The organism is Amycolatopsis sp. NPDC101161 (genome assembly GCF_044768185.1).
Lineage (GTDB): Bacteria > Actinomycetota > Actinomycetes > Mycobacteriales > Pseudonocardiaceae > Amycolatopsis.
On the sequence record NZ_JBIWPI010000004.1, the window covers coordinates 655,529 to 674,535 of the forward strand.

The following is a 19,007-nucleotide window of genomic DNA, read 5'->3' on the forward strand; positions in this document are numbered from 1 at the left end:
GGCACCTTCCTCCGGCAACAGCTCCGGCCGGCTCGGCGCGACGCTTGTCATGCCGGGGCACCCGCCTTGGCCGGCAGCTCGATCCGGACCGGGGCCGCGTTCGCGACGCTCGTCTGCGCCGCCAACGTCGCCAGCGTTGTCGCCGCCAGGGAGGCCACCGAGATCGGCATCGGCCCACCGGAGCGCACCGCCTCCAGGAACGCGTTGACCTCCGCGGCCTGGCCCTTGTCGCGGCCCTTCGGGATCCGGGAGCTCGCCCACTTCTTGCGCGAGTACACCGATGCGCGGACGAAGTCGTCGAACTTGAGGACCTTGCCGTCGGCCGTGAGGTCCAGTGTCTCCTTCGGGAAGCCCGATGAGCCCGTCTCCGCGTACGTGATGACCGCCGTCGAACCGTCCGGGTAGCCGAGGGTCACCTGGACGTCGCCCGTCGCGTACACCGAGACCGGGTCGGCGTCGAGGAGCCAGCTCACCGTGTCGATGAAGTGGCCGCCCTCGCCGGCGAAGCGGGAACCTTCCGAGTCCGTCTGGTTGTACCAGCTGCCGTGGTCGAGGCGGCCGGCGTTGACCAGGTAGCGGACCGTCGCCGGGCCGACGCGCGGGCCGAACTGGTCGCGGGCCTCGTGCAGCAGCGGTGCGAACCGGCGGTTGAAGCCGACCTGGAGCCGGTCGTTGCCCGACTCCTCGATCGCGTCCAGGACCTTCTGCAGCTCCGAAGGCGACAGCGCCAGCGGCTTCTCGACGAACACCGTCTTGCCCGCCAGCAACGCCTGCCGGGTCAGCTCCGCGTGCGAGCTGTGCCGCGTCACGACGAACACCGCGTCGATCGAGGAGTCGCCCAGCACGTCGTCGATGTCGGTAGACGCCGCCGCGAAGCCGAACTTGCGGCGGGCGTTGGCGCCCGACAGCGCCGACGTCGTCGCGACGTGCTTGAGCTGCACGTCCGCGCGCTCGGCCAGGTGCGGCAGCAGCATCGACGACGCGTAGTTGCCCGCGCCGATGAAGCCGAGGCGCACCGGCTGCCCCGCCGGCAACGCGGCAGGCGAAGACGACGCCACGCCGACCCGCGCGGACGTGACCACGGGCTCCGTCCGGGCGACCGCGTCCGGGTAGCGGAACAGCACCGCCACCGCCTTCAGCGACCCCTCGTTCAACGACTGGTACGTCGAAACGGCGTCAGAGAAGTCCGAGACGTGCGTGATCAGCGGCTCGACGTCCAGCCGGTCGCGCGCGATCAGGTCGAGGACGCACTCGAGGTTGCGGCGCTCGGTCCAGCGGACCTGGCCGATCGGGTAGTCGCGCCCCTCCAGCTCGTACGACGGGTCGTAGCGGCCCGGCCCGTAGGACCGCGAGAACCGGACGTCCAGTTCCTTCTCGTAGTAGGCGTTCCACGGCAGGTCGAGCTTGCACTTGCCGATGTCGATCACGCGGCCGCGGTCGCGCGACAGCTTCGCGGCCAGCTCCACCGGGTCGTTCGTGTTGCCGCCGGCCGCGAGGTACGTCTGGTCGACGCCCGCGCCGTGGGTCAGCTCGTCCACCGCGGTGTCGACGATGCCGGACGCCGGGTGCGCGCAGGTCAGCGCGCCGAGGCTCTCGGCGAGCTTGCAGCGCTCGGGGTCCGGGTCGACGCCGACCACGCGCACGCCGGACGACGTCAGCAGCTGGACGACCAGCTGGCCGATCAGGCCGAGGCCGATGACCAGGGCGACGTCGCCGATCTGCGGCTCGCCGCGGCGGACACCCTGCATGGCGATCGACCCGACGGTGCCGAACGCCGCGTGCCGCGGGTCGACGCCGTTGGGCACGCGGGAGTAGAGGTTCTTGGGCACCCAGTTCAGCTCGGAGTGCAGTGCGTGCTCGTTGCCCGCGCAGGCCACGAGGTCGCCGACGGCGACGTCGGTGATGCCGTCGCCGACCTGCTCGACGATGCCGCACAGCGAGTAGCCGAGCGGGGTGTAGGAGTCCAGTTTGGACGTGACCTTGCGGTAGGTCGCCGAAAGGCCGTTCGTGGCGACGCTCTGCATCACCTTCGCCACCTGGTCCGGGCGGGCCTTCGCCTTGCCCACCAGGGACAGGCTGGCCTCGGACACCTTCATCATCTCGGTGCCGGTCGAGATCAGCGAGTACACCGTCCGCACCAGCACGCCACCCGGCTTGCAGGCGGGCTCGGGGACCTCGAGGAGCGCCAGTTCCCCGCTCTTGTAGTTCTGGACTACCTGCTTCACTTCGCTCCCGCTCCAGACATCGCGTTCCGGTACCAGTACTCAAGGGTCAAGACGTGCCAGAGGTGCTTGCCGCGGTCTTCCTGACCGGCGGCGTCCTCGGCGACCATGCGCTGCAACGCCTCGCGCTGCAGAAATCCCGAAGAAACGAGCACGCCTTCGTTGACGACTTCGCGCACCAGCGGCGCCAGGTCGCGGCTCATCCACGCCCGCAGCGGCGCGCTGAACAGGCCCTTCGGCCGGTGCACGATCTCGCTGGGCAGGATGTTCAGCGCCGCGTTCTTCAGCGCGACCTTGCCGGCGCGGCCGACGATCTTCTTGTTCCCCGGGATCTTGAAGGCGGCGCGAACCACCTCGACGTCGACGAACGGCGTCCGCACCTCGGTGGACGCCGCCATCGTCGAACGGTCCGTGTAGGTCAGGTTCAGGCCGGGCAGGAACAGCCGCGAGTCGGCCAGGCACATGCGGTTGACGAAGTCGTCGAGCGCCTGGTCGTTGTACGTGTCGGCGTGCTCGGTGAGGACGTCGTCGACGACCGGCGCGAGGTCCGGGTTCACCAGGTCGAGCAGCTCGGTCCGGTCGTACATCGTGTAGCTGCGCCGGAACGCCGTCTCCTCGGGCAGGCCCGCGAAGGACAGGAACCGCTTCGCGAACCGCACCGACCGGTACCCGCGCTTGGCCGACGCCACCGGCAGCCGGTCCACAATGGACTCGACCGGCTTCCGGACCGCGCCCGGCACCTTGTGGTAGCGCAACGCGATCAGGTTCGCGAGGTGCTTGCGGTAGCCGGCGAACAGCTCGTCGGCGCCCATCCCGGACAGCATCACCTTGACGCCGGCCTCGCGCGCGGCCGAGCAGATCAGGAACGAGTTGATCGCCGCCGGGTCGCCGATCGGCTCGTCGAGGTGGTAGGTCATCTTCGGCAGCAGGTCGAGGACCTGCGGCGCGATCTCGATCTCGTGGAGGTCGACGCCGAACTGCTGCGCCACGATCCGGGCGTACTTGAGGTCGTCCGGCATGGCCTCGAACTTGGCGTCCTCGGCGCGGAACCCGATGGTGTAAGCCGAAATCCCCGGCTGCGAACGCGCGGCCAGCGCCGTCAGGTAGCTGGAGTCCAGGCCGCCCGAGAGGAACGTCGCCACCGGGACGTCGGAGATCAGGTGCTTGGCGGTCGACTCCGCGATCACGGCGTGCAGGTCGACCTCGCCGTCGAAGGCCGCGCCCTCCTCGGCGACCTCGCGCAGCGACCAGAAGCGGCCGCGGTCGACCTGGCCGTCCGGGCGGCAGCGCAGCCACGTGCCCGGCGGCAGCTTCTCCGCGCCCTGGTAGGCGCACCGGCTGTCCGGCACCCAGTAGTAGAGCAGCGACGCGATCAGCGCACCGCTGTCGATCTGCAGCGAACCGCCCAGCTCACCGGCGAGGGCCTTCAGCTCGGACGCGAAGGCGACCCCGCCGCCCCGCTGGACGAAGAACAGCGGCTTGATGCCCAGCTGGTCGCGGACCAGGAACAGCTCGCCCGTGCCCTCCTCGAACATGGCGAAGGCGAACATCCCGCGCAGCTTCGGCAGGCAGTCGGTGCCCCAGCGCCGCCACGCCTGCAGCAGCACCTCGGTGTCGGACGTGCCGCGGAAGCGCACGCCGGCCGCGGAAAGCTCGGCTCGCAGCTCGGGCGCGTTGTACAGCTCGCCGTTGTAGCTCAGCGCGAGGCCGTCGAGGACCATCGGCTGGGCGCCGGTCTCGGTCAGGTCGACGATCGAGAGCCGCCGGTGTCCCAAGTGGACGGATCCGTCGCCGACCGCGTGGTCGTAGCGGCCGGAGCCGTCCGGCCCGCGGTGGGCCAGCGTCTTGGTCAGCCGGTCGGTGAGCGGCCCGCCGTCCGGCCAGAGGTAGGTGCCTGCGATGCCGCACATCTCGAGTGGGTCCCCTTCATTCGCGGCGTGCGGGAGTCAGGAGACTTCCGCGCTTTTCTCGGGCTCGAGCCCGGCGTTCAGCTCGCCTTTGTGCGTCGGTTCGGCGTGGTCGCGCTTGAACGGCGTCGGCCGCTTCGGCGGCTTGACCGGGGCGAACTTCTTCGTTGGCGCGTCCAGGTGGTCCGGGACGCTGACCTTGCCGGGTTCCGGCAGCGGCGCGGGCGGCTTGGCCGGCGGCGGCGCGACCGGCCGGACCGGCGTGATCCGGCGTGTCGGCGGATCGACGACCGCGACGCGCTCGGCGATGCGGGCGGCCAGTTCGTCGATGCGGTCCTCGTGCTCGACGACCGAGACGCGGTGCACCGCGGGTGCCGATTTCGCCCGGCCGCGCAGGGCCGTGTGCAGGCCGTCCCACAGCGTGCCGTCGGACTTGTCACGCGGGTCGGGGTCGACCAGCACCACGCCGACGATCGGGATCTGCTGGTCGGCGAGCTGCCGCGCCACCGTGTGCAGCCACAGCGTGTTCGCGTGCCCGGCCTTGACGACCAGCACGGTTTCCTTGCCGAGGTGCTCCAGATCGGTCCACGCCGTGCCCGGCGACACCGTGCCGACGCCGACCCGGCGCTCGTCCGGCTCGGCGGCCGGATCACCGGCGCCGACGACGGCGACCTCGCTCTTCGTCTCGGTGACGAGCTTGCGGACGTCCTCGCCCGGCAGGTCGTCGAGGACGCTCGCCTTGCCGTCGGCGGCCAGCTCCTCGGCGATGTCGAGGGCGAGCGCGGCGGCGACCTTCGGGGCGCCGAGCTCCAGCAGCGACACCTGGGGCTTGTCCTTCTTGATCGCGCGCACCAGCGTCGTGGCGACGCGCTGGCGTTCGGACACCGCGCGCGAGCGCCGCCACAGCCGCGCCGGGCCGCGCGGCTTGGCCGGCAGCTGGGCGAGCACGGACGCGCCGAGGTGCGTGGAGATCTCGCGGCGCAGCACCGGCCGGTCGCGCGAGACCGCGCCGACGGCGGCGAACGCCAGCCCCACGGCCAGGCCGAGCGCGAAGCCGATGCCGGCGTTGGTCGCGGTGGTCTTGAGGAACGCCTTGGGCAGCGCGCGCGGCGCGTCGACGATCTGGGTGCCCGCGGCGACCTGCGGGCTGCCGATGCCGGCCTGCTGGGCGCGCGAGTCGAAGTCGGAGATCTGCGACGCGAGCGCCGCGCGGCGGCCGTAGAGGCCTTCGAGGGTGCTGGCGTTGGCGTTGCGGCCCTTGCCGGTCTCGTCGGAGATCTGCTGGTCGACCTTGGTCAGCTCGTCCTGGGCGTTCTTCCGCTGGTCGAGGATGGCCTTGGACTGGGCGGCCGCGGCCGCCTGGCTGCGCTGGACGTGGTCGGCGATGAACGTGTCGGCCAGCGCCTTCGCCTGCGCCACGGCTTCGGCGTCGCTCTTGGCCTTCACGGTGATCTGCATGACGTTGTTCGTCAGGCCCAGCCCGGCGTAGTTCTTCATGAAGTCTTCGGCCGACTCGGTGCTGCCCAGCTTCTTCAGCGCGCCTTCGGCGATGTTGGTCGTCGAGAGCACGGCGACGTCGGTGCGCATCAGCGTGCCGCTGTCGGTCGGCGAGTCGTCCTGGTGGACCACGATCACCTTGGTGACCGCGGTCGGCGGCGCCGGCAGCACGACCGCCACCGCGGCGCCGGCGATCAGCCCGAGCAGGGCCGTGGCCAGCCAGAGGCGCTTGCGACGGCGGATGGTGACGAAGAGGCGCTGGAGGTCGACCAGCGGCGCGGTTTCCGTGGGAGTGCTCACGCCGAACCTGCCAGGGCTTTCTCGGGGGCTTCCGCCGCGGGTTCGGGTTTCTCCGGCTTCCCGGCCGGCCGGACCGGATGGGTGAGGACGGCACCGACGACCTCCTGGCCGGCGTCGGCGCAGGCCTCGGCGAGCCGGACGAGCTCCCACGCGGTGCGGGAGCCAGCACTGAGCACGACCAGGACGCCGGAGCCGGGTCCGGCGTCCGGCACCGTCGGCCGCCCGGCGGTGAACTCGAAGGTTCGCAGCGGCACCGACAGCCGGTCGGCCAGCTCGGCGAGCTGACCGGCGGCCAGCTTGCCGGTCTCGTCGTCGTCGGCCACGAGCAGCAGGACGTCGGCGGGGCCGGTGGCCAGCCGGGCCAGCACGCGGCGGTAGCGGATGTCGCGGTTGACCTCGTCGGCCGACGTCGCGATCGGCGGCAGCACCCAGGGCCGGTCGCTGCCGAGCAGCCGTCGCACCTTGCCGAGGAGGCCGGTCGCCGGAAGGCGGTCGCCCTGCGGCGTCGTGACGTCGACGCCGGCGAGGATCGGCGAGCCGAGCGCCGAGGCGATCTCCGGCTCGCCGCGCAGCCGCCGGTCGGACCGGGCGGTGAACAGGTGGCCGATCACGCCGGCGAGGAAGAACAGCACCGCGCCGCCGGCGACCAGCTGCACCAGCGTCGGGGCGGCCGGCCCGGCCGGGCGCTCGGACGGCCCGAGCACGACGGTGTTGCCGATGCCGGTCGCGAGGTCGGCCTGGTTGAGGTCGTTGATGGCCTGCTCCAGCGACGTCCGCAGGCCTTCGAGCTGGGTGCGGACCTGGACGCTTTCGACGGTCAGGTCGCCGCCGACGCCCTTGGCGATGTCGCTGATCTTCTCGGTGGTCAGCTTGACCTGGTTGCGCAGCGACTCGCGCTGCTCCTGGGCGAGCTGCACCGAGGCGTCCGCGGAGTTGCTGGCCAGCTGCGTCGAGTACTTGACGAACTGCTGCGCGATCTGGTCGGCGAGCTGCTGGGCGTGCTCGGCGGTGTCGGCCGAGACGGTGATCGCCACGACGTTGCCGTTCGCGACGGACGTGGTGACCTGCTTCTTCAGGTCGGCGCCGCTCGGGTGCCAGGGCAGCTGCGCGGCGGCGCGGTCGAGGACGACCGAGCTGGTCGCGACCTCCGCCTGCGTCAGCAGCTCGTCCGCCTGCCGCGGTCCCTGCAGCAGGACGCTCGACGACGTCTTGTAGCCGGGTGAGAGCAGCAGCGACGCGCCCGCGCCCACCAGCGCTCCCAGGACGGCTAGGGCGGCCAGCAGCCGCCATCGTCGTTTCAGAACCTGCCCGACCAGGGCCAGGCGCACCGTGTCGTCAGTCAACGGCGGTATCTCCATTCCTGAGCCGGGTACGCCGAACGGATCTGTACTTGATCGGCCGGTTACCCGAACCGTCGTCGGACCGGGAGCTTTGGTTACACGTCCGGTGAGTTCTTGACCTAACGGCGATCAGGACTTCACAGCGTGCTCATACGCGGCGAGCAGGTTCTTGGCCGAGTTCTCCCACGAGAGCGCGCCGGCGACCCTGGCCTGGCCGAGCTTGCCCATCCGGGCCCGCTCCTCCGGGTCGTCGAGCAGCTGGGCGACGAGCTTCGCGAACGCGGACTCGTCGTTCGCCGGGGCGTAGACCGCCGCGTCGCCCGCCGAAACGCGCGCTTCGCGCAGTTCGAACGAGACGATCGGCTTGCTCATCGCCATGTACTCCATGACCTTGTTCATCGTGGAGACGTCGTTGAGCGGGTTCAGCGGGTCCGGCGACAGGCAGACGTCGGCGGTGGACAGGTAGCGGACGAGGTCCTCGTCGGAGATCCGGCCGGTGAACTCGACCTGGTTGGCCAGCCCGAGCTTCGCCGAGAGCGCGACCATGTCGTCGAAGGCGTCGCCGGAACCGACGAACACCGCGTGCCAGTCGGTGCGCCCGACCTCGTCACGCAGCTTCGCGAGCGCGCGCAAGGCGTAGTCGACGCCGTCCTGCGGGCCCATCACGCCGAGGTACGCCAGCATGAAGGGCTTGCCCTTCTTCAGCTCGGGCTCGGCCGGGACCTCGTGGAACCGCTCGACGACCGGGGCGCTGCGCACCACGAAGACGTCTTCGGGCTTCTTGCCGCCGCGGATCCGGGCGACCTGCTTGTAGCTCTCGTTCGTCGAGATCACGACGTCGGCGGCGCGGTAGGTGGCGCGTTCGAGCGCGCAGACCCCGCGGTAGAGCAGGTCCTGCCCGCGGTCGAACCGCGAGAGGTACAGCTCCGGGCAGAGGTCGTGCTGGTCGAAGATGAACCGCGCGCCCTGGCGCTTGAGCACCTTGGCGACCAGGTACAGCAGGTCCGGCGGGTTGCAGGCGTGCACGACGTCGACCGGCCCGACCTTGCGGGCCAGCCGCAGCGTGTGCCACAGCGCGCTGCCGTACTCCTGCAGGTAGCCGGCGGGCCCGCCGGTCGCCGCTTTCAGCGGGTAGCGGTGGATGTGGACGCCGTCGACGACGGCCTCGGCCTCGGTGTCGCGCTTCGTGCCCTGCGGGCAGATCACGTGGACTTCCCACCCGGCGTCGCGCAGGGTCGTGGACTCCTGCCAGACCCGCCGGTCGAAGGGAACGGACAGGTTTTCGACGAGGATGAGCGCTTTACCAGGCAAGGCCGGCGTATCCCTCTTCAAGGCGACGCTCGGCGGCGTCGGGCAGGCGGACGAGGTCGATCAGGGCCCGGTCGCCGCCGTGCGGCAGCGCCGCCACGACGTCCGGGTCCTTGGTGCCGACGAGCAGGACGTCGGCGTGGTCCATGACTTCTTCGACGGACCCGGCGAGCAGCTGGCCGAGGTGCGGCAGGCGCCCCTCGATGTATTCGCGGTTGGCGCCCATCAGCCGCGAGAGGCTGACGTTGGCGTCGTAGATCTTCAGGTCGAAGCCCTTGCCGAGCAGCTTCTCGGCCAGCTCGACCAGCGGCGACTCGCGCAGGTCGTCGGTGCCCGGCTTGAACGACAGCCCGAACAGCCCGACCTTGCGCTTGCCGGTGCGCGCGACCAGGTCGAACGCGCGCTGCAGGTGGTCGGCGTTGGACGCGAGGACGTGCGACAGGATCGGCACGCTGACGTCGTTGCGGTGCGCCGCGTAGACCAGCCCGCGCAGGTCCTTCGGCAGGCACGAGCCACCGAACGCGAACCCGGGCTTGAGGTAGGCCGGGCTGATGTTGAGCTTGGTGTCGGCGAGGAAGACGTCGATCACCTGGTGCGAGTCGAGCCCGAGCGCCCGGCAGACCGCGCCGAGCTCGTTCGCGAACCCGATCTTGAGACCGTGGAACGAGTTGTCGGCGTACTTCGTCATCTCCGCGACCGGGATCGGCACGCGGAAGACCGGGCCGGGCAGCCCCTCGTACAGCCCGGCGACGGCGTCCCCGCTCGCGGCGTCGATCTCGCCGATGACGGTCTTCGGCGGGTCGAAGAAGTCGCGGACGCTGGTGCCCTCGCGCAGGAACTCGGGGTTCACCGCGACGCCGAAGTCGACCCCGGCCGTGCGGCCCGAGGACTTCTCCAGGATCGGGATCAGCAGGTCCAGGCAGGTGCCCGGCAGCATCGTGCTGCGGAAGACGACCGTGTGCCGCTCGCTCTTCTTCGCGATCGCCTCGCCGATCTCCTCGGCGACGCGCTCGAGGTAGACCGTCGAGAGGCTGCCGTTCGGCGCCGACGGCGTGCCGACGCAGACCAGCGAGATCTCGCTGTCGGCGACGGCTTCCGCGACGTCGGTCGTGGCTCTCAGCGCGCCGCTCGCGACGACTTCGGCGGTCAGCTCGCCGATCCGCTCCTCGACCACCGGGGCCTTGCCCTGGGTGATGAGGTCGATCTTGACCGGGTTGACGTCCACGCCGACCACCCGGTGCCCTTGCCCCGCCAGGCACGCGGCGGAGACACAGCCCACGTAACCGAGCCCGAAGACACTGATCTTCACGCCAAAACCTCCGCTATTCCGCGCGACCCTCAAGTTGGTCGCCCGGCTCCCTTGGATCGTTACCGCGCGGGCGGCGAACGGGGTAATGCGTGAGGAGGCCGTTAGGCGTAACGGTTTTCGGGTAAAAACAAGGTCTCGAAAATGCATGTTGCAGTGGGTGGGCAACGCGGTCGGGGCGGTTCCGGTCAGCGGGTCCCGAGAATCCGTTTTCGTTCCGGGGTGTAGGTCCACCACGGCCGGGGCGGCGCGCCGTCGGCTTGGTCGACCGCGGACATGAAGGTGTCGAGCACGCAGGGGTCGTGCCGGACGCCGTCGGTTTCGCAGAGCCGTTCGTACAGTTCGACGGCGTCCTGCCCGGCGAGCTGGGCGGGCTCGGTGATGCCGAGCCGGGCGAGGTCGCGGACCATCGCCGGGCCGATGTTGGCCAGTTTCCGCAGTTCCTTGCTCATGCCCCCAGCACAGCAGCCGGGGCCGACCCGGTCTTGAACGGATCGGCCCCGGCTCGCGTGCGTCAGTTGTTGTTCACAAAAGTGGTGGCGAGGCTTTGCCCCTTGCTCGTCGCGGCGGAGTGGTTCTCGATCGGCGAGACCGTCGAGTTCTTGAAGCAGATGTACGTCACCCCGGAGTCGACGCCGCCGTTGGAGGGGTCGGGGTTGATGCCGAGGTCCTTCGCGGTCGCGTAGGAGGCTTCACCGATGATCTGCGTCGGCCCGGTGTCGCCGATGACCGCGTACTCGACCTTGCCGTTGTAGATCACGGCGCAGGAGCCGCCGCCCTTCAGCTGCGACGAGCTGTACTTCCAGATGCTGCTCGAGCTCGGCACGACGATGTAGGGCAGCTTCGCGGCGTTGAGCGGCTTGCCGTCGGACTGGTGGAACGCCGTGTCGTTCTGGTAGCAGCAGTCGGTGTTTTCGTTGCACTCCGAGCTGCGCTGGCCGTCGCAGTCGATGTCCATGTCGGCCTTCCAGAAGACCGCGCCGTTGGCGTCGCAGATGGCGACGGTCTTGGCCGAGACGTCCTCGTCGGTCTTGTACTTGCCGTTGGAGATCTGCTTGCAGCTGTTCGTCTTCGCGAGCAGCTGGGCCGCGGTCGGGGCGGCCGCGGTGGTCGCGGGTGCGGCGGGGGCCGAAGCCGGCGCCGCGGACGCGAGGGCCGAGGGCATCACGGCCGCGGCGAGCGCCATGGTCGCGAGCAGGATCAGTTTCCGCATTCCTGGTGCTCCCTTTAGTTAGGAAACTTTCCTTACGGCGGCGAGGCGACCAGGATGCACCGGGACCGTGGCGCGTTCAAGACCCCGCCGTGCGGGAATTTCCCATCATCCGGCCGGTCTTGACGAAAACGCTGCTCACCCGGATGCGGGCGGAGGAAACCGGTTCCGGCGCTGTGCCGATCACCGGGAAGCACGCGACGGATTCAGCCCCGGCGGAACAGCCGGCCCGCCCAGCTCCCCCGTCGGCGCCCGACCGCGAGCACGCCGTCGAGCGTCTCGCCGTCGAGGTCGTGGCGCAGCTCGGTCCGCGCCTGCAGCCAGCCGTCCCGGCTCGCCGCGCCGCCGCCGCTCGTGTAGACGCGCGTCGCGCCCGCCTGCCGCAACCGCGTCAGCACGCGGCGGTCGTAGGCGCCGAACGGCAGCGAGTACCGCCGGACCGGATGGCCGCACAGGTCGCCGAGGAGCTTCGGGGCGTCGGTCAGCTCGCGGCTCGCCTGGCGGTCGTCGAGACGCCGCCAGTCACGCGGCTCCCAGCCGTGCGAGCCGATCTCCATGCCGGCGCGCGCGAGCTCGCGCAGCCCGTCGCGGTCGAGGTAGCCGCGCAGCCCGAGCCGGCCGGCGAGCGGGAAGAACTCCGCCGTCAGCCCGCGGTCGACGAGCCGCGGCAGCGCGATCTCGACGTCGGACTCGTTGCCGTCGTCGAAGGTGAGGTGGACGTCTTCGCGCTCGGCGACGGCCTCGAGCACCTGCTCGAACTGCTCGACCGTCACCCAGCGCTCGTCCTCGCCGGGATCGAGCTGCCGGGCCGGCCGGCCGATCCCGTGCAGAGCGAGGTTCACCGCCACCACTCCCACCGCCTGCCACCGCGCGTAGTCGATTTGTTACTTCGATTAATCGCGATGGCAAACGGGTGAGTTACAGGTTTTTGCCGTTATTTAGCCTTTGCGGATTTCGAGCGTGCAGCACTTCGGGCCGCCGCCGGCTTTCCGCAGCTCAGAGATGTCGACGTAGACGGGCTCGTAGCCGCGATCCGCGAGGAGTTCACCCAATCGGGTGGCCTCAATGGGGAGGACGACATTGCGGCCATCGGACACACCGTTGAGGCCGAAGCACTCTGCGTCCTCACGCGTCGCGAGCACGGCGTCCGGGAACAGCCGCTCGAGCACGCGGCGCGAGCCGGCCGAGAAAGCGTCCGGGTAGTAGACGATCTGCGCGCGCGTGGTGTCCGTCGCCTCGGCGAGGACGAACAGCGCCGTGTCGAGGTGGTAGTAGCGGGGGTCGACCAGGTGCAGCGAGACGACCGGGACGCCGAGGACCTCCTGCGCCTCGGCGTGCGCCGCCGGGTCGGTGCGGAAGCCGGTGCCGGCCAGCAGCAGGGTGCCGGTCCAGGCGAAGTCGCCTTCGGCTTCGTTGATCTTCTCGGGCATGGTGATGTCGCGGTAGCCGTGTTCGACGAACCAGCGGCGGAAGTGCTCGGCCTCGGCGGCCCGCTGCGGCGCGCGGAACCGCGAGCCGAGGACGCGGCCGTCGACGACGGTGCCGGAGTTCGCGGCGAAGACCATGTCGGGCAGCCCGGGCTGGGCGTCGATCTCCTCGACGGTGTGGCCGAGGCGGCGGTAGGTGTCGCGCAGCTCGGTCCACTGCGCCATCGCGACGTCGGCGCTGACCGGCTGGGTCGGGTCCATCCAGGGGTTGATCACGTAGTCCACCGCGAAGTGACGCGGGGGACACATCAGGTATCGACGGGTGGTCGGTACGCGCATCGCCTGCATGACTGCAGGGTAAGGGGCGCCAAATATCGCAATCAATCGCTGTTCGCTGCGTGTATCTGTGCTAAGTGTTGCGTGTGAACACCATCGACCAGCGAATCGTTTCGTGCCTCGTGGCGAACGCGCGATCAAGCTACGCGGAGATCGGCAAAGTGGTCGGCCTGTCCGCCCCGGCGGTGAAGAGGCGGGTCGACCGGCTCCTGGAAACGGGCATCCTGCGGGGCTTCACGGCGGTGGTCGACCCGGAGGCGCTGGGCTGGGGAACGGAGGCGTTCGTCGAGGTCACGTGCCAGGGCAACATCACGCCGGCCCGCATCCGAGCGCGCCTGGAGCCACTGCCGGAGGTGGTGGCGGCGTACACGGTATCGGGCGCGGCGGACGCGATCGTCCACCTGCGAGCGGCGGACATCCACCACCTGGAGACGGCGTTGGAGCGGCTACGCGGGCTGGAGATCGTGGACCGGACGGTGTCGACGGTGGTGTTGTCCCGGCTGCTCGAACGGCCGCCGACGCCGGAGACCTGACGCCTCCGGCCCCCGTCTTCCAGCTTAGTGGCGGGGGCCGACAGTTCCGGGCCACTGCGCGGCCGAGGCCGCCGGCTATGCACAGGCTCGGCGGGTTGTGGAGCAACGGCGAGCCCGAGCCGCCGAGATCGCCGGACTGTCAGCCCCCGCCGATACGCTGGCGACCGGGGGCCGGAGGCCCGCCCTCAACCCGCCAGCCCCCGCACGACCCGCGGTGCCTCGTCCGGGTGCAGCCACAGCTGCGTTCGCCGCGTGGAACTTCACCGCCGTCACTCCCGGCTTGTACGCCTCGACGGTGCACCGGGCCCAAGCGCGCCGACAACCGCTGAAACCGCCCTGGCCGGGCAGCCGACCCACGCTGCGCAAGGCCGGAGGCCCACCCTCAGCCCGCCGGCCCCCGCACGACCAGCGGCGCTTCGTCCGGGTGCAGCCGTAACTGCGTACGCCGCGTGGAACTTCACCGCCGTGATCCTCGGCTTGCGCGCGCGACGGGGCGGCGGCTCTTGGCGCGCCGGTCTCTGCTGTAACCAGGCCGGAAGCCGGCCGGCTGCGCGAGGCAGGAGGCCCGCCCTCAACCCGCCAGCCCCCGCACGACCAGCGGCGCCTCGTCCGGTGCAACTCGGCCCGTCCGTCTGCCGCGTGGAACGTCACCGCCGTGACTCCCGGCTTGTACGCCTCGACGGCGCACCGGGCCCAAGCGCGCCGACAACCGCTAAAACCACCCTGGCCGGGCACCCGACCCACGCTGCGCAAGGCCGGAGGCCCGCCCTCAACCCGCCAGCCCCCGCAGGACCAGCGGCGCCTCGTCCGGGTGCAGCCGCAGCTCGGTGCGCCCGGCCGCCGCGTGGAACGTCACCGCCTGGCGGTCCACCGCCTGCATCGTCAGCTCGCCCGGGTCGAACGCCACCGGCGAACCGCCCGGGACCCGCCACGCCGCCGGCCCCTCGCCCACCGCGATCCAGCCGCGGTGCTCGCGACCGGACGTCAGCTCCTCGGACCGCAGCACGCACGGCACCGACACCCGCGAGCCCCGCGCGAAAGCCGCCGCCCGGGTCCGGCGGCGACGGCCGCCGAACAGCTCCGACATGTCGATCATCGTCAGCAGGTTGCCGACCAGCACCACCAGCAGTTCCCCCATGCCCCACTAATACCCTGACCCGATGACCGACAGCATCGTCAGCGAGCACTCGGCCGGCATCGCGCTGCTGACCGTTGACGCCCCCGGCAGCCGCAACGCGCTCACCCTGGACCTCTCCGCCCAGCTCGCTGCCGCTGTCGAAGCCGCGGAACGCGACGAAACCGTCCACGCCGTCGTCGTCACCGGTACGCCGCCCGCCTTCTGCGCCGGCGCCGACCTCTCCGCGCTCGGCCGGGCCGACGAGACCGGCCTGCGCGCCATCTACGAAGGCTTCCTCGCCGTCGCTCGCTGCAGCCTGCCCACCATCGCCGCGGTCAACGGCGCCGCCGTCGGGGCCGGGCTCAACCTCGCCCTCGCCGCCGACGTCCGGCTGGCCGGGCCGCGCGCGAAGTTCGTCGCCCGGTTCCTCGAGCTCGGCCTGCACCCCGGGGGCGGGATGACGTGGATGACGCAGCGGCTGGCCGGCCCGCAGGTCGCCGCCGCGATGACGTTGTTCGGGCAGCCGCTCGACGCCGAGGCGGCCGTCCGCGCCGGGCTCGTCCTGAAGGTGGCCGAAGACGTCGTCGCCGCCGCGAAGGAGCTCGCCGCGCCCGCCGTCGCCGCGCCACGGGAGGCGCTGCTCGCCACCAAGCGCAGCCTCCGGACGACCGCTTCGCTGGCCGCGCACGCCGACGCCGTCGACGTCGAGATCCAGCCGCAGCTCGCGTCCCTCGCCTCGCCCGAATTCGGGGAGCGGCTGGCGGCCATCCAGGCGCGCATCCGCTCCCACCCCTGATCCCAGCAGGTGGACCCCTGACTCCGAGACCCGCGTCACAACGAAGACAGGGGTCTACCCGTTACCATCGGTCACAGGTATTTGTCGGACCAGCACAGAAGAACCGTCAGCGCAGTTATGAGGTCGTTCGGGACCCCGGGTCTCTAGGAACATCGTTGTTCAGCGCGAGCTAACCTCGTGGTAGGGCCTGGTGATCCGCGTGTCACTGCACCGGGCAGGCGACCGATGGCCGCAACGTCGGGAGAGAGGGAATCCCTGACCCATGAGCACGAGTGCGAACGGCAACGGCGCTGGTCACGGCTCGCTCGCCGCGACCAGGCCGACCGAGGTCAGCAAGCTGGACCGGGTCGTCATCCGGTTCGCGGGCGACTCGGGTGACGGCATGCAGCTGACCGGCGACCGCTTCACGTCCGAGGCCGCCGCGTTCGGCAACGACCTGTCGACGATGCCGAACTTCCCCGCCGAGATCCGCGCGCCGCAGGGCACCATTCCCGGCGTCTCGAGCTTCCAGGTGCACTTCGCCGACTACGACATCCTGACCCCCGGCGACCGCCCGGACGTCCTGGTGGCGATGAACCCGGCCGCGCTCAAGGCGAACCTGGCCGACGTCCCGCACGGTGGGACGATCATCCTCAACACCGACGACTTCATCAAGCGCAACCTGACCAAGGTCGGCTACGCGACCGACCCGCTCGACGACGACACGCTCAGCCCGTACCAGGTGCACCGGGTCGCCATGTCGACGCTGACCCAGGGCGCGCTCGCCGACACCGGCCTCGGCAAGAAGGACGCCGAGCGCTGCAAGAACATGTTCGCCCTCGGCCTGCTGTCGTGGATGTACCACCGGCCCACCGAGGGCACCGAGCAGTTCCTGCGCGAGAAGTTCGCGAAGAAGCCGGACATCGCCGAGGCGAACATCCTGGCCTTCCGGGCGGGCTGGAACTACGGCGAAACCACCGAGTCGTTCGCGACGACGTTCGAGGTCGCCCCGGCCAAGCTGGCCCAGGGCACCTACCGGCAGATCACCGGCAACACCGCGCTCGCCTACGGGATCGTGGCCGCCGGACAGCGCTCCGGCCTGCAGATCCTGCTCGGGACGTACCCGATCACGCCGGCGTCGGACATCCTCCACGAGCTGTCCAAGCACAAGAACTTCGGCATCATCACCTTCCAGGCCGAGGACGAGATCGCCGGCATCGGCGCCGCGCTCGGCGCGTCCTACGGCGGCGCGCTCGGCGTCACCTCGACGTCCGGCCCGGGTGTCGCGCTGAAGTCCGAAGCCGTCGGCCTCGGCGTGATGGTCGAACTGCCGCTGGTCGTCATCGACGTCCAGCGCGGCGGCCCGTCGACCGGCCTGCCGACCAAGACCGAGCAGGCCGACCTGCTGCAGGCGATGTTCGGGCGCAACGGCGAGTCGCCGGTCCCGATCGTCGCGCCGCTGTCCCCCGCGGACTGCTTCGACGCGGCCGTCGAGGCCACCCGGATCGCGCTGAAGTACCGCACCCCGGTGCTGCTGCTGTCGGACGGCGCGATCGCCAACGGCTCCGAGCCGTGGCTGATCCCGGACGTCGAGACGCTGCCCGACCTGACCGTCGAGTTCGCGCAGGAACCCAACGCCGACAACGACTCCGGCGAGTTCTGGCCGTACGTGCGCGACCCCGAGACGCTCGCCCGCGCGTGGGCGATCCCGGGCACGCCCGGCCTGCAGCACCGCATTGGCGGGCTGGAGAAGGCCGACAAGACCGGCCACATCTCCTACGACCCGGCCAACCACGAGAAGATGGTCCGGCTGCGGCAGGCGAAGGTCGACGGCATCGACGTCCCGGACGTCGTGGTCGACGACCCGTCCGGCGGCAAGGCGCGCGTGCTGGCGCTGGGCTGGGGCTCGTCCTACGGCCCGATCGGGGCCGCGTGCCGCCGGGTGCGCAAGCTCGGCCTGCCGATCGCGCAGGCGCACCTGCGCCACCTCAACCCGCTGCCGGCCAACCTCGGCGACGTCCTGCGCAGCTACGACAAGGTCGTGGTGCCGGAGATGAACCTGGGCCAGCTCGCGCTGCTGCTGCGGGCGAAGTACCTGGTTGACGTCCACAGCCACACCAAGGTCGCGGGTATGGCGTTCAAGGCCGAAGAGCTGCAGAACCTGTTCTCGGAGATCATCACCGGCGTTACTACGGAGGCGGCGAAATGACCGCGATCGACATCGGGCTCCCGACCGTCGGCGGCCTCGACCTTGTGCCGACGACCGACGAGCCGCAGAAGGCCAAGGACTACAAGTCCGACCAGGAAGTCCGCTGGTGCCCCGGCTGCGGCGACTACGTCGTGCTGAACGCGGTGCAGTCCTTCTTGCCGACGCTCGGCCTCAAGCGCGAGAACATCGTCTTCATCTCGGGCATCGGCTGCTCGTCGCGCTTCCCGTACTACCTCAACACCTACGGCATGCACTCGATCCACGGCCGCGCGCCGTCGATCGCGACCGGTCTGGCCACCACACGCGCGGACCTGTCGGTGTGGGTCGTCACCGGTGACGGCGACGCGCTGTCCATCGGCGGCAACCACCTGATCCACGCGCTGCGCCGCAACGTGAACATCAAGATCCTGCTGTTCAACAACCGGATCTACGGCCTGACCAAGGGGCAGTACTCGCCGACGTCGGGCCAGGGCATGGTCACCAAGTCGACGCCGATGGGGTCGGTGGACACGCCGTTCAACCCGCTCTCGCTGGCGATCGGCGCGGAGGCGTCGTTCGTGGGCCGCGCGATGGACTCCGACCGCAAGGGCCTCACCGAGGTGCTGCAGGCCGCGGCCGAGCACCGCGGGTCGGCGCTGGTGGAGATCTACCAGAACTGCCCGATCTTCAACGACGGCGCGTTCGACGTCCTCAAGGACGCCGACGAGGCCGCCGCCCGGCTGATCCCGCTGCGCGCCGGTGAGCCGATCCGCTTCGGCCCGAACCAGGAGTTCGGCGTCAAGCGCGGCGACTGGGGCGGCCTGGACGTCGCGAAGGTCGCCGACATCGGTGAGGACAACGTGGTGGTGCACGACCCGTCGATCGTCGACACGTCGTACGCGTTCGCGCTGTCGCGCCTCGGCGACCAGAACCTCAACCACGTCCCGACGGGCATCCTCCGCCAGGTCGAGCGCCCGACGTACGACGACGGCGCCCGCGCACAGGTCGAGCAGGCCCGCGCGGCCCGCACGCCCGACCTGCAGGCGCTGCTGCGCGGCAAGGACACCTGGACAGTCGCGTAAGTCCCGTTTTCCGGAGGCCGCCACGCTCAGCGCGTGGCGGCCTTCGGCGTTTCGGGGGTTGCCAGACTTAGGACACGTGTCCTAAGTTTTGGGTCATGCGACCTTTCGTGTTCTTCGATGTCCGGACGTCCGACGCGGACGGCACCAAGCGGTTCTTCGGCGAGCTGCTGGGCTGGGAGTCCGACGGGCCACTCCTCACCGCGGACGGCGCACCCTGGGGCGGCCTGACCGAGCTGCCTCCCGGCGACGACCGCGCGCCGCAGTGGCTGCCCTACGCGCCGGTGTCCGATGTGGACGCGGCGGCGGCGAAAGCCATGGAGCTGGGCGGAAAGGTCGTCCGCGAGCGCACCGACCTTCCCTTCGGCTCCCTGGTGGTGGTCACCGACCCCGGCGGCGCGGCCATCGTGCTGTTCCAAGCGGCCTGAGAAAGACGAAAGGCCGCCCGCGGGCGGCCTTTCG

16 protein-coding genes are annotated in these 19,007 nt (G+C 70.6%); 5 read left to right on the plus strand and 11 right to left on the minus strand.

Annotation, left to right across the window (positions count from 1 at the left end; translation table 11 throughout):
- Window positions 1-47: 47 nt before the first annotated feature.
- The 10 genes from ACIRSS_RS30720 to ddaH form a co-directional block, all read right to left on the minus strand.
- On the minus strand, window positions 48-2,225 hold the full coding sequence (locus ACIRSS_RS30720; RefSeq protein WP_400900882.1) for a bi-domain-containing oxidoreductase: 2,178 nt from the start codon (window positions 2,223-2,225) through the stop codon (window positions 48-50).
- The gene (asnB, locus tag ACIRSS_RS30725) at window positions 2,222-4,132 is read right to left on the minus strand and encodes an asparagine synthase (glutamine-hydrolyzing) (protein WP_400900884.1); all 1,911 of its coding nucleotides are present in this window, start codon (window positions 4,130-4,132) and stop codon (window positions 2,222-2,224) included. Before asnB ends, ACIRSS_RS30720 begins: the two co-directional genes overlap by 4 nt.
- A 36-nt stretch (window positions 4,133-4,168) precedes the next feature.
- Entirely contained in the window at window positions 4,169-5,926 is a 1,758-nt protein-coding gene (locus ACIRSS_RS30730; protein WP_400900886.1) for a Wzz/FepE/Etk N-terminal domain-containing protein, read from the minus strand.
- Window positions 5,923-7,284: an exopolysaccharide biosynthesis protein gene (locus ACIRSS_RS30735; RefSeq protein WP_400900888.1), complete on the minus strand. Its 1,362-nt coding sequence runs from the start codon at window positions 7,282-7,284 to the stop codon at window positions 5,923-5,925. Before ACIRSS_RS30735 ends, ACIRSS_RS30730 begins: the two co-directional genes overlap by 4 nt.
- Window positions 7,285-7,395: 111 nt before the next feature.
- Entirely contained in the window at window positions 7,396-8,577 is a 1,182-nt protein-coding gene (locus ACIRSS_RS30740; protein WP_400900890.1) for a glycosyltransferase family 4 protein, read from the minus strand.
- Window positions 8,567-9,883 carry a nucleotide sugar dehydrogenase gene (locus tag ACIRSS_RS30745; RefSeq protein WP_400900892.1) on the minus strand — a complete coding sequence of 439 codons (1,317 nt, stop codon included), beginning with the start codon at window positions 9,881-9,883 and terminating at the stop codon, window positions 8,567-8,569. The genes ACIRSS_RS30740 and ACIRSS_RS30745 overlap by 11 nt, the downstream gene beginning before the upstream one ends.
- 185 nt (window positions 9,884-10,068) lie before the next feature.
- Window positions 10,069-10,332: a helix-hairpin-helix domain-containing protein gene (locus ACIRSS_RS30750; protein WP_400900894.1), complete on the minus strand. Its 264-nt coding sequence runs from the start codon at window positions 10,330-10,332 to the stop codon at window positions 10,069-10,071.
- Between the two features lie 62 nt (window positions 10,333-10,394).
- A complete protein-coding gene (locus ACIRSS_RS30755; protein WP_400900896.1) occupies window positions 10,395-11,093 on the minus strand; it encodes a glycoside hydrolase family 75 protein in 699 nt (232 codons plus the stop codon).
- A 203-nt stretch (window positions 11,094-11,296) separates the two neighbouring features.
- Window positions 11,297-11,947 (minus strand): polysaccharide deacetylase family protein, encoded by a 651-nt coding sequence (locus tag ACIRSS_RS30760; RefSeq protein ID WP_400900898.1) that lies wholly within the window; start codon window positions 11,945-11,947, stop codon window positions 11,297-11,299.
- 81 nt (window positions 11,948-12,028) lie between these two features.
- Window positions 12,029-12,856, minus strand: a complete 828-nt coding sequence (gene ddaH / locus ACIRSS_RS30765; RefSeq protein ID WP_400901927.1) for a dimethylargininase — start codon at window positions 12,854-12,856, stop codon at window positions 12,029-12,031.
- 83 nt (window positions 12,857-12,939) lie between these two features.
- Here ddaH and ACIRSS_RS30770 point away from each other — a divergent pair, with 83 nt between their 5' ends.
- A complete protein-coding gene (locus ACIRSS_RS30770) occupies window positions 12,940-13,386 on the plus strand; it encodes an Lrp/AsnC family transcriptional regulator (protein WP_400900900.1) in 447 nt (148 codons plus the stop codon).
- 769 nt (window positions 13,387-14,155) lie between these two features.
- Here the strand turns inward: ACIRSS_RS30770 and ACIRSS_RS30775 are convergent.
- Complete coding sequence (locus ACIRSS_RS30775; RefSeq protein ID WP_400900902.1) at window positions 14,156-14,524, minus strand: hypothetical protein; 369 nt, start codon at window positions 14,522-14,524, stop codon at window positions 14,156-14,158.
- A gap of 22 nt (window positions 14,525-14,546) precedes the next feature.
- Between ACIRSS_RS30775 and ACIRSS_RS30780 the strand changes: the two genes are divergently transcribed.
- From ACIRSS_RS30780 to ACIRSS_RS30795, 4 genes are all read left to right on the plus strand, one after another.
- Window positions 14,547-15,299, plus strand: a complete 753-nt coding sequence (locus ACIRSS_RS30780; RefSeq protein WP_400900904.1) for an enoyl-CoA hydratase — start codon at window positions 14,547-14,549, stop codon at window positions 15,297-15,299.
- Between the two features lie 262 nt (window positions 15,300-15,561).
- Window positions 15,562-17,487: a 2-oxoacid:acceptor oxidoreductase subunit alpha gene (locus ACIRSS_RS30785; RefSeq protein ID WP_400900906.1), complete on the plus strand. Its 1,926-nt coding sequence runs from the start codon at window positions 15,562-15,564 to the stop codon at window positions 17,485-17,487.
- A complete protein-coding gene (locus tag ACIRSS_RS30790) occupies window positions 17,484-18,548 on the plus strand; it encodes a 2-oxoacid:ferredoxin oxidoreductase subunit beta (RefSeq protein WP_400900908.1) in 1,065 nt (354 codons plus the stop codon). Before ACIRSS_RS30785 ends, ACIRSS_RS30790 begins: the two co-directional genes overlap by 4 nt.
- A gap of 95 nt (window positions 18,549-18,643) precedes the next feature.
- On the plus strand, window positions 18,644-18,973 hold the full coding sequence (locus ACIRSS_RS30795; RefSeq protein WP_400900910.1) for a VOC family protein: 330 nt from the start codon (window positions 18,644-18,646) through the stop codon (window positions 18,971-18,973).
- Window positions 18,974-19,007: the final 34 nt, after the last annotated feature.